At 36.3% G+C, this 16,281-nt stretch carries 13 protein-coding genes; all 13 read left to right on the top strand.

Annotated elements, in window-relative coordinates; all coding sequences use genetic code 11:
* Window positions 1–36 precede the first annotated feature (36 nt).
* The 13 genes from IEO70_RS03400 to IEO70_RS03340 all read left to right on the top strand — a co-directional run bounded on the left by IEO70_RS03400 (window position 37) and on the right by IEO70_RS03340 (window position 15,939).
* Window positions 37–2,124 (top strand): DUF4430 domain-containing protein, encoded by a 2,088-nt coding sequence (locus tag IEO70_RS03400; RefSeq protein WP_190996949.1) that lies wholly within the window; start codon window positions 37–39, stop codon window positions 2,122–2,124.
* 22 nt (window positions 2,125–2,146) lie between these two features.
* Window positions 2,147–4,057, top strand: a complete 1,911-nt coding sequence (locus IEO70_RS03395; protein ID WP_190996948.1) for a prenyltransferase/squalene oxidase repeat-containing protein — start codon at window positions 2,147–2,149, stop codon at window positions 4,055–4,057.
* Window positions 4,058–4,078: 21 nt separating this feature from the next.
* Complete coding sequence (locus tag IEO70_RS03390; RefSeq protein ID WP_190996947.1) at window positions 4,079–4,609, top strand: DUF4430 domain-containing protein; 531 nt, start codon at window positions 4,079–4,081, stop codon at window positions 4,607–4,609.
* Window positions 4,610–4,642: 33 nt separating this feature from the next.
* The gene (locus tag IEO70_RS03385; RefSeq protein WP_190996946.1) at window positions 4,643–5,518 is read left to right on the top strand and encodes an energy-coupling factor transporter transmembrane component T; all 876 of its coding nucleotides are present in this window, start codon (window positions 4,643–4,645) and stop codon (window positions 5,516–5,518) included.
* On the top strand, window positions 5,491–7,188 hold the full coding sequence (locus IEO70_RS03380) for an ABC transporter ATP-binding protein (protein ID WP_190996945.1): 1,698 nt from the start codon (window positions 5,491–5,493) through the stop codon (window positions 7,186–7,188). The genes IEO70_RS03385 and IEO70_RS03380 overlap by 28 nt, the downstream gene beginning before the upstream one ends.
* Window positions 7,178–8,125, top strand: a complete 948-nt coding sequence (locus IEO70_RS03375) for an AAA family ATPase (RefSeq protein WP_190996944.1) — start codon at window positions 7,178–7,180, stop codon at window positions 8,123–8,125. Before IEO70_RS03380 ends, IEO70_RS03375 begins: the two co-directional genes overlap by 11 nt.
* A gap of 1 nt (window position 8,126) precedes the next feature.
* Window positions 8,127–9,296 carry a DUF58 domain-containing protein gene (locus IEO70_RS03370; RefSeq protein ID WP_190996943.1) on the top strand — a complete coding sequence of 390 codons (1,170 nt, stop codon included), beginning with the start codon at window positions 8,127–8,129 and terminating at the stop codon, window positions 9,294–9,296.
* Window positions 9,297–9,309: 13 nt separating this feature from the next.
* Window positions 9,310–11,739 carry a transglutaminase domain-containing protein gene (locus IEO70_RS03365; protein WP_190996942.1) on the top strand — a complete coding sequence of 810 codons (2,430 nt, stop codon included), beginning with the start codon at window positions 9,310–9,312 and terminating at the stop codon, window positions 11,737–11,739.
* An 84-nt stretch (window positions 11,740–11,823) separates the two neighbouring features.
* Window positions 11,824–12,645 carry an energy-coupling factor transporter transmembrane component T gene (locus IEO70_RS03360; protein WP_328820858.1) on the top strand — a complete coding sequence of 274 codons (822 nt, stop codon included), beginning with the start codon at window positions 11,824–11,826 and terminating at the stop codon, window positions 12,643–12,645.
* Window positions 12,627–14,306, top strand: a complete 1,680-nt coding sequence (locus tag IEO70_RS03355; RefSeq protein ID WP_190996940.1) for an ABC transporter ATP-binding protein — start codon at window positions 12,627–12,629, stop codon at window positions 14,304–14,306. The genes IEO70_RS03360 and IEO70_RS03355 overlap by 19 nt, the downstream gene beginning before the upstream one ends.
* Window positions 14,279–14,983, top strand: coding sequence for an ECF transporter S component (locus IEO70_RS03350; protein WP_190996939.1), 705 nt, complete (start codon window positions 14,279–14,281; stop codon window positions 14,981–14,983). The genes IEO70_RS03355 and IEO70_RS03350 overlap by 28 nt, the downstream gene beginning before the upstream one ends.
* A gap of 1 nt (window position 14,984) precedes the next feature.
* Window positions 14,985–15,560 (top strand): class D sortase, encoded by a 576-nt coding sequence (locus IEO70_RS03345; RefSeq protein ID WP_407948407.1) that lies wholly within the window; start codon window positions 14,985–14,987, stop codon window positions 15,558–15,560.
* Between the two features lie 73 nt (window positions 15,561–15,633).
* The gene (locus IEO70_RS03340) at window positions 15,634–15,939 is read left to right on the top strand and encodes a hypothetical protein (RefSeq protein WP_190996937.1); all 306 of its coding nucleotides are present in this window, start codon (window positions 15,634–15,636) and stop codon (window positions 15,937–15,939) included.
* Window positions 15,940–16,281 lie beyond the last annotated feature (342 nt).

The raw sequence follows: 16,281 nt of genomic DNA, 5'->3' as shown, positions 1-16,281 counted from the left end.
TGAGGTGAAATTCCTTATAAAGAAAGGACATTGGATATGAACAATTTTTTTAGTCAAATAAAAAAAAGATTGTCTTCTCGACACACGGTAATTAAATATATTGTTTCTATTGTTTTTATACTTTTTTTAACTGTGTCTGTTAACAATGCTTTCAGTAAACAAGTCATTACAGTTCCGAAAAATCCAATTGAAGATTTTGCGGAAAATAGTTCTCACCTGCAATTATCAGGACATAATAAAGAATTAATTTTTACGGAAGATGTTCAAGAAAATAATCAGAAGGAATTAGAAAATAAGCCAGAAGAACAGCATGAGAAAGACAATCAGAAAAAAGGTGAGGCTGATCAAGAAACAGAACAAGATCAAATAAATGAAAAAGAACAATCTAAAGAAGAATCAAGCGAACAGAAAGCGAATGAAAATCCGGAAGACTCTGCTGGTAATGGAGAAGGTGGTTTGAATTCGGATAATAAAAATGATCCTGATAGTTCATTCATTGAAATTGTTTCAGGTTCTGCTAAAGACACGAATAATAATGAATATTTCACAACATCCATTATTGATAATGAAACGGTAACAGTAGAGGAATTTGCTTTTGTTATTAAACAAAAAGAGCATTCTTATTTAGTTAAACAGACGCATGTATATGTAAACGAACAATTAGACGAAGAATTTAAAGGTAGTGTCACGTTAAGTGAAGGGCAAAATGCAATCAAAATAAATATTACTTATGAAGATGAAGAAGGAAAGCATTTTATAGTTTCCAGACAATACACAGTTCACTATAAAGAGAATGAGATTGTCATTTACACATCCCTTGAAGAGGAAATGGAAGTAACGAAGGAAGTACTTATATTTACGGCAAGAGCGGAAAGTAATGGAGAAGCGGTAGATGTAAAAGTTGCTTTGAATGGGGATTCATTGAAACTAACAAGCGATAAACAGTATGAGTCTACCGTTAAGAAAGGAAAAAATATTATTACTATTTCCGCCGATGATCGTGAAGGGAATAAAGAAGAAAAAGAATATATCATTCTTTTTGATCCGAAAGAAACAACGATAGAAATTGAGACAGATTTAAGAGACCAAGATGTGACAACAGAAAAATTCACGTTCCAAGCTGCCGCAACAGACGGTGGAAAAGATGTTGAGCTAATTGTTGAACATGAAGGTAATGTCATTGCTGGGGACGGAAATTATGAATTGACCCTTCAAGAAGGTGAGAATGACATTACGTTAACCGCAGGTAGCGGAAATGATTCGGTCATACAAAAATATGTTGTGTCGTTCGTGAAGCCAGCTGGTCAAGAAGAGTCAGATGCAAAAGAAGATGAGAAAGCGCCGACTATTAAGACAGATTTGAAGGATGGAATGACCAAAAATGGAACAATCATAACGATGGATGTCATGCCCGTCGATTATGAAGGAACAAGAATAAGAGGGAGTAAAGTTTCAGTAACGGTTAATGGGGTTGGTGTACCGTATACGTGGGATGATAGTACGAAAACAAGTTATAAATTGGTATTGAAAGACGGCGAAAATAAAGTTGTCGTCACGGCATGGGATGATGAAGGCAGAACATCATCCTTAGTATATACGGTTTATGGAACAGCAGTGGAAGATGGGGGTCAAATTGGTACAGCAACGATTAGCATTGAGGCATCAACAGTTGGATTAGGTTATTTAATTCCTCCGACAAAAGTAGACATTCATCAAGGGAAACCGACATCTTATATTTTAGATGAACTGTTGAGCGATTATGGTTTTGGCTACGAATTTACGGGAGCTCATGAGAATAATTTTTACTTGTCTGTTATTACTAAAGAGAACTTGGTAACGAATCCTTCTATTCCTGAGGATTTAGCGCAACTTGTTGAAGAAGCTTCGGACTTTTATGATCCGGAATCTTATCATGTAAATTCGTTAGGGGAATTCGATTTTGCGAATGGTTCAGGCTGGATGTACAGCGTCAATGGTAGTTATCCAAACTTTGGGTTTGCTGATAGCTACTTAAATGATGGTGATGTTGTACGGGTTCGATTTACTTTACATTATGGTAAAGATATTGGTGGATATGGCGGCATGGGACAAGGATCAGGAGGAGACTGGTATAAAGAATGGTAACGCAACTGAGGTGTTATAGAGAATGAAAATGGCAACTAGGAAAATAAAATGGATTACTAGTATTTTATCAATCTTATTGATGTTGACCATCTTCCCGTTAACATCGAAGGCAGAAGAGGTCGAGACAGAAAAATTACTCGACCTCATCGAAGGTATTATTAATTGGAAGAAAGAGAGTGTAGGTTTAGAGACCGGGGATTACTTATTAAGTAATGTATTTTTAAAAAATGCCGGAGATACGACAGGAGATTGGTATCCAATCGGTTTAGGAAGAATCGGCTATAACGATGATTATGAAGCATATTTGGCTGTGATCGATGATGTTGTCAGTGAACGATATAAAGGGAAAAATGAGCTGGATGAAACAAAGGCAACAGAATGGCACCGGATTTCGTTGGCAATTTTATCGATGGGAGGAGATCCGACTCAAATTGGTGAGGATAAGGAAGGAAATAATATTAATCTTATTGCTGACGGTACATATAATCGTGGTTTGAAGGCTTCTTTAGGGGCTCAAGGTATGAATGGCTGGATATGGGGGTTAATTACGCTTGATAGCATGAGATATAGTATCCCAGCCAATGCCTATTATGATAGAGATACAATAATTGAAGCGATTTTGCGTTTGCAGTTACCGGATGGTGGATTTTCCTTTTACAATGATCAGACCGAGCCTGACATGACAGGAATGGCTTTGCAAGCTTTAGCTCCTTACTATAACAGTGAGCAAAGCTATACATATGAACAGAAAAATACAAGGAAAACAGTGACGAAAACGGTTCGCCAAGTGGTGAATGAAGCATTGGAAGCATTGTCGACACTTCAGTTGAGTGATGGGGACTTTGAAAGTTGGGGAGAAGAAAATGCAGAAAGTACAGCGCAAGTGATGGTTGCTCTGACAGCGCTTGGAATCGATCCTCTTAAAGATAAGCGATTTATAAAAAAAGGTAATACGCTTTTGGACGGTATTTTAAAATACAAAATGAAAGACGGTGGATTCGTCCATTCAAAAACGTATAATCCAGAAAACCCCACTTCCCTGCCTGATGAATCAAATTCAATGGCAAGTGAGCAAGTGCTATATGCGTTAATATCTTTGTATCGTTTCGAAGAAGGTTACAGAAGTTTATATGATTTTCGTCCGGAAATAGATAGCGAGTTAAGAGAACAAATTGAAACAATTAAACAATCAATTGACAACTTGCCTGACAAACTATCAAAGAAGAACACGAATCAGATAAACGAAATATTTGAATCCTTTTTACAAATACCGGCTTCGGAACGTTCGTATGTCTATAATTATCATCGATTATCTGATGCGATGAAAACTGTAGGAATAGAGAATACATCACCATTCATTTCTAGTGAAATGGCAGTAACAGAAAATGGAAATGGAACAGTAACCCCGCTATTTAATGGAGCATACATCATGGAAGAGAAAGATTTTAGTGAGAATGATGAGGCAAAAGTAAACAGTTTGCCTGAAGAATTGACAACGGAGTATTATGTCGAGGTTGTCAAATTGCTGGATAAGTTAGAAAATGCGGAAAATCAAAATGAATACTCACATGTTCTAACGGATTTAAAAGAGAAGAAGACGAGGTTAGACAAAATCAATAAGGAAATTAAAGCGTTAAATAAAGACATAGTTGAAAAGCTTTATCCGTTTAGTGATCTATCAATCAAGGATAAGGAAGTAGTCGAGGAAATATTCAATCGCTTCGAGCAGCTTAGTGCTTATGATCAGCAGCAAATTTTGAATAATGAAGATGTGAAAAAATCCAAAACGCAAATTGATAACTTAATACGCGCACGTAATATCACCATAGTTTTAGGTGCTTTGGCACTTGTTCTTGCAGGAGGCATCATTTGGAGAATGAGACAACGAAAAGCTAAAAGAAAGCTAGAGTGGCAAACAGATTATGATGGGTAACGGAAATAGGGGGGATATGCGTTGCGAAAAGATTTATTGTCATTAGCCTTCGTTATTCTCCTTATTGTCATTATTGCCTCAGGTACAAAAATTCAATCGGTTGATGAATATTATTTGACTCATGCAGATGATATTACGGAGGATTCTGAGACAGTTGCTCTCACTATTCGCAGCGATACGATATTGGATCATTTTGATCAATTGAAGCCGGAGCTTCGTGAATTTGTACCTGAAGACGGGATTATTTTGGCAAAAACAGATTATGTACTGCGACCGGGGGATACAGTGTTTGATATATTGCATCGTGCCGTTCGTCACCACAAAATCCAAATGGAGTTTCAAGGGGCAGATGCCAATGTATATAACAGCGTCTATATACAAGGAATTAATTATTTATACGAGTTTTCATGCGGGCCCCTCAGTGGTTGGATGTATAAGGTGAATGGGGAATTTCCTCTCTATGGTGTCAGCCAGTATGAATTGGAGGACGGGGACATTATTGAGTTTCATTATACCTGTGATTTTGGAAGAGACCTTGGTTATGAGTTTTAATTAACTTCTTTTTAAAGAGATTAGGTGATTGATTTGAAAAATTTTTCTTCGTTTCATCCGACTGTTTTATTTTTATATTATGCCGTAGTGATGTTTGTGACCTTGATGACAGCCAATCCAATTGTTGTTGGTTTTTCATTTTTAGGCAGTATTCTCTTGTTTAGTATACTAAACCGGTTCAAGGTTGTTGTAAAAGAGCTGGGGTTTTATTCACTTTTATTTTTGTTGATTGCATTGATCAATCCATTATTTATTCATAACGGCATCACTGTTTTATTTTTTATGAATGACAATGCGATTACATTAGAAGCCATCATATATGGAATTTATATAGGTGTTCTCGTTGTAACCATTTTGTTTTGGTGTAAATCGTATAGTGAAATCGTGTCTGCGGATAAATTCTTGTATCTATTTGGACGGATTATCCCTACATTTTCATTATATTTTTCGATGACAATGCGCTTTATTCCGATGTTTAAAAGTCAATTCAAAAAAGTGAATCAAGCACAAAAAACACTTGGTTTCTACACGAGCGACAGTATGACAGACAGATTATTCGGCAGTATTCGTGTACTGAAAAGTACTTTTTTGTGGGCTCTTGAACACCTGATTCATCAGTCTGAATCGATGAAAGCAAGAGGTTATGGATTGAAGGAGAGAACGAATTTCTCCATCTTTACGTTCCGTAAAAAAGATGAGGCCATGCTGATTATCATTGTCATTATATTTTTGCTTAGTTTGTGGTCCTTTCCATCATTTCACTACTTTTATTATCCGAAAATAGCTTCATTGGAATGGTCGATCACGACCGCCTTTCAATATGCAGTGATTAGTATACTGATGGTTATACCATCGATTATTGAAATAAAGGAGAATATCAAGTGGAAATATTTAAGGTCGAAAATGTAAGCTTCTCCTTTTTGGAAACCCAAAAAAAGATTTTAAATGATGTTTCTTTTTCAATAAATGAAGGAGACTTTGTTGTTTTGTTTGGTGAATCGGGATCAGGGAAGACCACTTTATTAAAAACGTTGAAAAGAGAGTTGACTCCTTTTGGGAATTTAGAGGGAGAAATTTTTTATAAGGGTACGAAGCTTAATGAAGTAGATGAATGTGTTTGCGCAAGTGAAATAGGTTATGTAATGCAAAAACCGGACGATCAAATCGTATTGGATAAAGTTTGGCACGAATTGGCATTCGGTTTAGAAAACATCGGTTTGCCTACAACAGTGATGCGAAGAAGAATTGGTGAGATGGCTAATTTTTTTGGCATTCATCATTGGTTTCACAAGAAAACATCTGAGTTATCCGGCGGACAGAAACAATTATTAAATGTTGCTTCTACTATGATTATGCAACCGAAAGTGCTTCTTTTAGACGAGCCTACTTCTCAGTTAGATCCGATTGCTGCTTCCGAGTTTTTAGATATGCTGCATAAGCTCAACCGGGATTTGGGATTGACAATTATTATTGTCGAACATCGTTTAGAAGAGATTTTTCCGATTGCGAATAAAGTGATTTTATTAGAGCGCGGGGAGATCATGTTGACAGACCATCCTCGGTATATCGGACAAAAATTAAAAAATATCGATGAAAATCATGCAATGTTATCAGCATTACCAAGTTCTGTTCGTATTTTTAACGGGTTGGGTGGAATTGGGGAAAGTCCTTTAACAGTCCGAGAAGGGATGAATTATTTATCTACTCATTACGAAAATCATATTCCTTTCATAGAAAGAGAAGTTTCTAGTGAAGGATCTAATGAAAAAGTATTTGAGTTAAAGAACGTTTGGTTTCGATATGAAAGAGATACGCCTGATGTATTGGCAGGCATTCATTTTGACGTAAGAAAAGGTGAAATTATCAGTATTTTAGGAGGGAACGGCTCAGGTAAAACTACTTTGTTAAATGTTTTGTCGGGTCAGGCCAAACCGTATCGAGGCGAATTTTTCATTGATGGGAAGAAAGCTAAAAAATACAAAGGAAAAGAACTGTATAAGCATCACTTAGCACTATTGCCTCAAGACCCGCAAACACTTTTTATTAAATCTACTGTGCGGGAGGATTATCAAGAGATTAGTAAAGTGATGGGTTATTCTAAAGAGGAAATGACGAACCACATCGAGCACGTTACGAGCATTCTCTCGATTGAAGATTTACTTGATGCCCATCCGTTTAATTTAAGCGGGGGAGAACAGCAAAAGGTTGCTCTCGGAAAAGTTTTATTATTGCAGCCAAAAATTCTTCTATTAGATGAGCCGACTAAAGGAATCGATGTTTTTTCGAAAAGAAAGTTGCTTTCCATATTACGTGATTTGCAGAAACAAGGTATCACAATAATAATCGTAACCCATGATGTGGAATTTGCTGCACTTGTATCTGATCGGTGCGGATTATTTTTTAATGGAGAAATTACGTCACTCGATTCTCCCGTAGAGTTCTTTTCTAATAACAACTTTTATACAACGATGGCAAACCGTATTTCAAGACATAGGTACAGAAATGCCATTACGTGTGAGGATGTTATTCATATATGCCAATTGAACGGATTGAAGGAGCGGATAAATAATGTTAACTAGACCAGAAATGATCATAAATGAAGTAAAGAAAGTAATTGTAGGAAAAGATGAAATCCTGGAAAAAGTATTTATGTCTATTTTAGCAGAAGGGCATATATTGCTCGAAGACATACCGGGTGTAGGAAAAACAACATTAGCATTGGCATTCAGTAAAACAATGGGATTGGATTTTAATAGAATTCAATTTACACCGGATGTGGTTGCATCAGATGTTGTGGGGTTCACGATGTTTGATAAGGAGAAAGAATCATTTGTTTATAAGGAAGGTTCGGTGATGTGCAATTTGCTGCTAGGTGATGAAATGAACCGTACATCGAGTCGAACGCAAGCCGCTCTGTTAGAAGCAATGGAGGAAGGCAATGTAACAGTGGATGGTGTGACATATGAAATTCCAAAGCCATTTAACGTCATTGCTACGCAAAATCCGTTCGGTTCTTATGGTACGCAAGCATTGCCGCAAGCGCAGTTAGATCGGTTTATGATGAAGTTAAGCATCGGTTATCCGGACTTTAAAAGTCAAGTTGAGTTGTTGCGAAATCGTCAAGGAACACAGCCATTATTGGAATTATCTCCAATTATTGAGAAGGGTGATCTTCTACAGATGCAAAAGGAAGTAAGTGAGATTTTTATTGCAGAAGAAATCTTAGAATATGTGACCTATTTAACCGAAGCAACGAGAAGCCATCCACTAATTGTTCAAGGAATAAGTCCCCGAGGTGCACTGGCAATTTGTAAAGTGGCAAAAGCAAAAGCTTATATATCCGGGCGAGATTATTGTATTCCGGAGGATGTCATGGAGATTTTCATTGATACTTGCAGTCACCGTATTGTTTTAGAACAAAGAACAACGGTTGGAAATGCAAAAGCAGAGTCGTTATTGAAGGAAATCTTACACGAAGTAAAATCTCCAGACTTCATTATGGGAAACGTGAAATGAAATGAGAAAGGTGAGCCATTTAGTCCGAACAACGATAAAACCGATTAGTTGGTTTCTATTTGTTTTATTATTCTACTTGTTTATTGATTCGTATTTCTCTTTGTTTCTATTGACTATATCTTTCATTATCCTTTTTTATTTAGTTTTTAGTACCAAAATGTATCGAAAGAATGTGCAATTCGATATTGTCGCGCCGAAAATGATGAATAAAAATGAACGTGGAGAATGTTATATAGAAGCGAAAAATCACACGATTTGGCCGATTTCCAAAGTAAAATGCACTGTGGAAATCCATCATCTACTAACTGGAGAGGTGAAGAAGCAGGATGTTTTTTTTTCACTGAACAGCAAAACGACGGAGCGAATATATTTACAAATTGAAAATCAATACTGCGGAACTGTTAAATTATGTATGGAGAAAGCAACTTGTTATGATTTTTTAAGTGTTTTCTCCACTACGATTGATCTGAAAGTTAATACAAGCATTTGTATGTTACCAGAAATTTTTGAGATAGATATGCTTTTATTGGAGGAAAAAAGCACTCAGATGTCGACATCTATGCTTGCTTCCAATCAAGCGGGGGCGAATAGTCAGGAGCTTATATCAATAAAAGAGTATATACCTGGAGATAACGTAAAACAAATTCATTGGAAGCTTTCTAGCAAACTAGGAGATTTGTATGTAAAAGAGTTGAGTAATCCAGTAGATGAGGCGATTTTTGTTTTTCTGGAAACTAACATCACAACTCAAGTTTCTCTAGGCGTGTTAGACAGTTTGCTGGAGTCGTTTGTTTCAGTTTCAAATAGCCTGCTCAAAAGGAATTATCCGCACTATCTCGGCTGGTATGATTCTTCATTAAGCACTATGCGTGTCGAAGCGGTGTCTTCTGTTAACCATTTAATGAGTTTGACGGAATCATTGATGCAAATAGAGATGAAAGTACAAAAGGAATTACCTGTGCTTGGAACAATACCGCCATGTTCTCATCTTGTATATATCACTACTGAAATGGGCGATTTTAAAACGAAAATGAAAAATCAATCCATTCATGTCACGATGTTACATTGTCAAGAATCATCAACGGATCAAGAAAAGGCAGTTAATAAGAGTGGGGTTGTTGTGTTCACTCCCGAGGGTATGAAGGAGGATTTACACCAACTTATCATTTAAGGGGTATGGAACGATGGACGTAACTAAAGATAATATATCTTTTAAACAGACGATAAAACTCACATTAAAAAATAAAAAACAGACGAACGAAGAAAGAATGGTTCAACCATTAGTTACTATTTTTGTCTCCATAATTGTATATGTAGCTATTGTATACAGCATTTTTTCTATGTTCAAGTTGAAATCTGCTTTTCTATTAGGCGCAATTTTTGGTATACTCGTAATCTTTTTCTTGAGCTATTTTCACCAAAAGATAAAAGTTGATTGGAAATGGGCGATTATGATAACCAGTTGTTTTCTGGTCCTATTTTTACTAATGCGAGAATATATAGTAAACGGGCTTTTTCTCTGTTTAAATCAAGTCGCTGTATTAATTGGAAATGAGACAGGGATAATACTGCATCAATATAAACTTACTTTGGAATCAGAATATGAAAATCTGGCCGTTTTTATATTTATAGGTTACTTTTCAATTTTAGCTGCTTACATTATTTTTTTGATGGTGAATCACCGAAAGCATCTTTTCGTTTGGTTGATTATTATCGCCCTTTTTATCTTACAAGTGGTGACGAAAATGACGCCATCTGTATATTGTAACACATTATTGTTTTTTGCAGGAACAATAGCCAGCAGCTATGCAATTATAAGAGGAAATAATCAAAGTAAAAATAGTGTCATCATTAGGAATATATCTATTGTATTAATTTTATTTGTATCCTGTTATATCCTTCTGCACATGATAAAACCGGCTTCTGACTATACAAAGAATGAAACAGTCGTTAAGGCAAAGGAGCATTTATTGGATGAAGTAGAAGAGTTTCGCTATGAAAATAATCAGACAAATACATTCACACAAGGAGATTTTAGTAAATTAGGAAAATTATCATTGTCGGAATCAACCGCTCTGAAAGTAGTAATGGATGAACCAACATCTCTTTATTTAAGAGGATTTGTAGGTTCGAAATATACGGACACGGCTTGGAAGCCACTTGACAATGAGGTGTATTACCAGGCAAACGGATTATTTTATTGGTTAGAAAAATCGGGGTTCCGTGCTAACAACCAGTTAAGCATCGTTAATCAGATGGTGAACCGAGAAGAAGAGACAGTTAATATAACAATCAATAATGTTAATGCTAACAGTCGTTACGTTTATACGCCATATGAGTTGAAAACAAATCCAAGTCAACTGGACGAAATAAAGACATTCGATGAAGGAGCCATTGTATCCAAATCTTTATTCGGAACCCGTCTATATTCCTATCAATCGAGTGCGAACTTGGTTACGAAATACCCTTCATTGGCGAATGAGGTATACACACTTGAGAAGGATGGGCAAGAAGAGAGTTATTTTAAAAATGAAAGCCAGTACAATTCTTATGTGTATGAAAATTATTTGCAAATACCGGAAGATACAAAAAGAATTTTGGATAATCATTTACAATCTTCTGAACAGGCAATGGATGAACGAATGTCGTATGAGCAAGCGATCAGTCTCGTAAAAGATTTTGTGAATGAAGAACTCTCATACAATAAAAATGTGAAAGCTTTACCGGAGTCTTCGGATTTTGTTCAATATGTATTGGAGGAAAGCAAGACGGGATATGCTACACATTATGCTACCGTGGCAACTTTACTGTTCCGCTATTATGGGGTTCCTTCGCGCTATGTTGAAGGATACCTTATTACACCTGAAGATGTTAAAAATATTGCTCAATTTGAGGAATTTCCCATAAAAGGAACGAACGCTCACGCGTGGACAGAAATTTATTTGGACAAAGTGGGATGGATACCAATTGAAGTAACACCACCTTATTATGATGTAATGGAGGATACGGATTTTTCTAATTATCCTGGAGGGAACGAAAGCAATCAAACAAATAGCGAAGTGAAAGCGCCGAATGTGCCTTCTCAAGCTTCCTCCTCTGATGAAGGAGCACAACAAATAAAAGAAGAACCGCAACAACAGAATAATAATTCAAACCAAAAGCCGAAAGAGCCGCTTAGCTTTTGGCAGAAGGTCGGAATTGCTGTTCTGCTCGGTTTCATTGTTGCCCTATTAATCGTCATTTCGTATGTCCTTAAAGGTAGAATGGATGTTAGAAAAAGAAATCAGCGCTTCCTTCAATCGGATTATAAAGAGGCGATTCCAGCCTTATTTACGTACACATTGTCATTATTCCAATATAGTGGAATTTCTCCAAAGAGAGGTTCGGTGTGGAGCTATGTGGACGAAGTGGAAACCGTCTATTCAAAAGGATTGGCACAACAATTTCAAAGCGTCATCATCATTCATCAACAGTGCAAATATAGTACTCATAAACTTTCACAAGAACAATATAATCAAGTGGATCAATTGATGAAACGTACACTGACAGAACTGATTCAATCAAAGAATTGGTTACAACGCTTAAAAATGAAGTATTGGGATTTTATTTTCTAATCATTGGAGCTAAAGGAGGTTTCGAATATAAATATTAGTTTCCGGAGTTTTCATCCGTTTGTTATCTTCTTCTATTATTTATGTGTGGGCATATTAGCTCTTTTCTTTAATCATCCGTTATTTTTGTTGTTTAGTTGTTTGATTTTAATAGCAGTCAATTTAACACATGACAACGGGGAAGCATTGAAGAAGTGGAGTCCACTATTAATAGGTATGAGTAGTATGCTGATTATTATGAATGCCCTCCTTGTTCCTAAAGGGAAACATATATTATTTGAGTTTTTTGGGAGGGAAGTAACAGTTGAAGCAACTGTATATGGGGGAGTTTTGGCTCTTTTAATCTCCTCCATTTTACTCTTGTTCATTTCATTTAATACAATCTTGAATGGCAATAAATTTTTATACATTTTTTCGAAGTTTTTGCCGAAAATAGTCTTTCTAACGATGCTCTCCATTCGCTTCGTCCCTTTATTAAAAAAGCGTATGGATGAAATAGTCGATGTTCAACGAATAAAAGGATTATCTGTTGCTTCGGGTACATTAAAAGAAAGAATGACAAATGGAATGATCTTTATACAAATATTATTAACCTGGTCTTTGGAGGAAGGGATGGATACGGCAGATTCAATGACTACTAGAGGTTATGGAATCGGTAAACGAAGTTCATATGAGTCGTATCGATGGTGCAGAAGGGATAAAGGTTGGTTAGCAGTACTTTCCTCTCTATTCATTTTTAGTATTTTAGGAGGATTGAATGGAAGTGGGAGGGTCGTCATTTATCCGGAGCTAAGTTCTTTTTCTCTTAATTTATTAGATTATTTTGTGCTGATTAGTTCTGTACTTATCTTATTGTTTCCGTTACTTGTTGAAGGAGGAGAACAGCTGAGATGGAAATATTTCAATTAAGGAATGTATCGTATCAATATCCCAATCAAGTGAGAAAGGTGTTAGATGGTTTCTCGTTTCATGTCAATGAGGGAGAATTTATTCTACTTTGCGGACCAAGCGGTTGCGGAAAGACTACATTGCTGCGTTTGCTAAAACAAGGGCTTATCTCAACGGGAACAAAGTCAGGTGAAATTATCTACATGGGACAACCATTAGATTATTGGGATGAATGGACATTGATAGAACAAATCGGTTTTGTTATGCAAAATCCTGACAATCAAATTATCATGGATGAGGTGATCCAGGAAATCGTTTTTTCCTTAGAAAATCTAGGATATTCCTCATTTGAAATTCGAAAACGAGTGGCTGAAATGGTTCATTTTTTTGGCGTTGAACCATTATTGAAGCAAAAACCTTCATTATTATCCGGCGGACAAAAGCAAATGGTGAATTTGCTTTCGGTTCTATTATTGAGACCAAAGGTATTGCTGCTTGATGAGCCTACGTCACAGCTTGACCCGATTGCTACAAAAGAGCTCTTGATGATGCTTGAACGATTGAACAAAGAAATGGGCTTAACAATCGTTATGATAGAGCATCAGCTGGAGGAAGTATTTGCGTATGCAGATCGATTGTATATGATGGCCGATGGGAAAGTGGCCTATGAAGGTAGTAGCAAAGAAATCGTACAACAAATTTATAAATACAAAGATGAACGATTTTTTGCTTATTTGCCATCCGTTTCAAGATATTATATGGAAATGGAACAATCTCCAATAATGGAAGAAATACCACTAACTGTGAAAGAGGCGAAAAAATGGATTCGTTCTCTAGATAGTAATCCTATAGTGCCTCATTTAGATGTTCCGAGTAATAAAGGGGATGATTCTGTCCTTATTGACGTACAAAATGTTTATTTTCAATATGATAAAAAGGGTCCATATATTTTAAAAGGATATTCATTGCAATTGCATAAAGGAGAGCTGGTTGCAGTTGTTGGGGGTAATGCGTCAGGTAAAACAACAGCATTAAAAATGTGCATTGGCAGTATAAGACCGCAACGTGGAAAAGCACGAATTTTTAATAAAGATGCTTGGAAATGGAAAGGAAAAGAGCTGCAAGGAAAAATAGCCTACTTACCGCAAAATCCGATTTCATATTTTGTTCATGAAACGATTGAAAAAGAAATGGCTGAAGCTGTTCGCAGAAATCAAGTAGAGAATGGACAAGATGTGATATTAAAATTATTACAATCTTTTCAGATCGAACATATACGAAATTTTCATCCACATGATTGTTCAGGTGGAGAAATTCAACTGGCCGCTCTAGCCTGCATGTTGATTGGTAAACCGGAACTGGTTTTTTTAGATGAACCAACAAAAGCGCTAGACTCTGTGACAAAACAACGGTTATTAAAGATTGTTAAGAATCTTCATCAGAGTGGCGTGTCGATCATGATGGTAACACATGATATTGATTTTGCAGCTGCCTGTGCGACCCGATGCTTATTAATGTTTGATGGAGAGATTACAGCTGATGGATCGCCTAATCAGTTATTTAAAGGCAATTATTTTTATACAACTGCAATCAATCGTGTGACCCAATCAACACAAGTCCACGAAGTGCTAACACTAGAGGAGGCATTATCCAAATGTTCAGCTCCAAAGGCTACTTATTAATTGTTTCAATACTCATTCCCGTGTTGCTACTGTTGTCAAAACTTTTGTTTCACTATTCTTCCTATATGTTGCTGAGTTTTATCATGATCGGCTGCATTATCGTACCCTTTTTCGCTCGGTTCGAAATAAGAAAAATATCTGGGCGAGAAATCGTGATTATTGCAATTTTAACAGCAATTGCAGCTGTTGGCCGTGTTCCTTTTGCAAGTTTGCCGAGCATTCAGCCAACGTCGTTTGTTATCATTATGGCAGGTTTAGTGTTCGGGGCAGAATCAGGATTCATCATTGGAGCTGTTGCAGCTCTTGTTTCGAATATATTTCTTGGACAAGGACCATGGACACCTTGGCAAATGTTTGCTTGGGGCATGATGGGAATGTCTGCTGGTTTACTTCGCCATACATGGTGGATGAAGAAAATTTTGGGGATGGCTGTTTTCGGATTTATATGGGGATACCTATATGGTTGGATGATGAATATGTGGATTATCGTTAGTAATACTGAAAACTTCACTTGGGAATTTTTTACTGGTGTTTTTGTTTCAAGTCTGTTTTTTGATATGGCCCATGGAATATCGAACGTAGTATTTATTCTGTTGTTTGCAAAGGCTTGGATCAAAATTTTGGAACGGTTTAAACAGAAATATGGACTATTGAACAAAGTACATGAAGAAATGTGAGGTGTGTTTTTTGAGGGGGAAAATAGCTTTATTATTCTTGATGGGTGGATTGTTCATAATAGCCTTTTCTATTTTTCAAATTGTTTCATCTAAACAACAAACGAAGGAAACACTTGAAAAAGCAGAAAAATATATCGAAGAAGCAAGGAATAAAGAGGCGGGAGAAACCAAGTATGTAAATAATGAAGAACAGTTAATCGGCATTCTTAGAGTACCTAAACTTCATGCATCACTGCCAATCATTGAAGGAACAGATGAACAAGAATTAGAAAAAGGAGTCGGACACTACAATGGAACCGCCTTACCAGAAGAGGGTGAACAAATTGTCTTGTCCGGCCATCGAGATACAGTATTTAGGAATTTTGATAAATTGGAAATAGGTGATTTATTCATAGTTGAGCTTCCAGACGGAACTTATACATATGAAATTCTCTTTACAGAAGTTGTTGATGCGGACGATACAACAGTTATCGGATCAAAAGGAGAAGAGGTGCTTACCGTCACAACCTGTTATCCTTTCCATTATATAGGCAACGCACCTGAACGATTCATTTTTTATGCATATCCAGTTAATTAGTTTTATATGGTTGTTTTCAGAAGGGTTGTTACGAGTAGACTAAAACACTTAACATTTTTGTAGAAGGAGAACTATGAACTTATTAAATAAGAAAGTTTTCTTGAAAGTAATATTAATGATTAGCCCATTTTTGATAGTAGGTTATCTGTGTATTACGTTATTTGTAAACTATAAGTTCTATAATGTTAAAAAGGCAGTGTTAGAGCATAATCCCGAAATAACTTCTATAGAAAGTATAGCTCAATTAGGAGGCTGGGAAGAGTTTTTCTTGGAATACGTTTTAGTAGTAAAAAAAGGGACTGATACAAAATATAGAATTTGGACCTATGGAGATGGCGAAATTACAGGGGAAGAGATAGTTAAGAATAAATTTTCTTGAAATTGATTTTTTAAGCAAGATCTTTCACCTGGGTAGAGGTCGTGGATTTGAGCCCCGCCAGAATCATCATTTTTTAGAATCTCCAATCTCTTGTGCTGCAAAGGATGGAGACTTTTTGTGCTTGGTTCCTGGGATTTTCTTTCTTGTTTTTTGAACTTTCACGTGTTTACCGGTTACTTCATTTGATACCTCCAACTGATCACTGTCTTCACTTTCCTGTTATTGGATCTTTCTTCAAGTTATACATAATTGTATAAGTTTTTGTCCGTGGGTAAACATGTCCATTCTTCATATTGGCTTACCTCAGAAGTTGTATGCTATTGCTCATTGAGGATAAAAGTA

Source organism: Peribacillus faecalis, from assembly GCF_014712675.1.
In the GTDB taxonomy this organism is placed as follows: Bacteria; Bacillota; Bacilli; order Bacillales; family DSM-1321; genus Bacillus_AD; species Bacillus_AD faecalis.
The sequence above is the reverse complement of the archived record's forward strand: the minus strand, read 5'-3'. Positions and strand labels throughout refer to the sequence as shown.

What these genes read in the sequence shown, in the direction of transcription:
- IEO70_RS03400 (WP_190996949.1), top strand. Translation starts at nt 37, where the DNA reads ATGAACAATTTTTTTAGTCAAATAAAAAAAAGATTGTCTTCTCGACAC.
- IEO70_RS03395 (WP_190996948.1), top strand. Translation starts at nt 2,147, where the DNA reads ATGAAAATGGCAACTAGGAAAATAAAATGGATTACTAGTATTTTATCA.
- IEO70_RS03375 (WP_190996944.1), top strand. Translation starts at nt 7,178, where the DNA reads ATGTTAACTAGACCAGAAATGATCATAAATGAAGTAAAGAAAGTAATT.
- IEO70_RS03370 (WP_190996943.1), top strand. Translation starts at nt 8,127, where the DNA reads ATGAGAAAGGTGAGCCATTTAGTCCGAACAACGATAAAACCGATTAGT.
- IEO70_RS03365 (WP_190996942.1), top strand. Translation starts at nt 9,310, where the DNA reads ATGGACGTAACTAAAGATAATATATCTTTTAAACAGACGATAAAACTC.
- IEO70_RS03355 (WP_190996940.1), top strand. Translation starts at nt 12,627, where the DNA reads ATGGAAATATTTCAATTAAGGAATGTATCGTATCAATATCCCAATCAA.
- IEO70_RS03350 (WP_190996939.1), top strand. Translation starts at nt 14,279, where the DNA reads ATGTTCAGCTCCAAAGGCTACTTATTAATTGTTTCAATACTCATTCCC.
- IEO70_RS03340 (WP_190996937.1), top strand. Translation starts at nt 15,634, where the DNA reads ATGAACTTATTAAATAAGAAAGTTTTCTTGAAAGTAATATTAATGATT.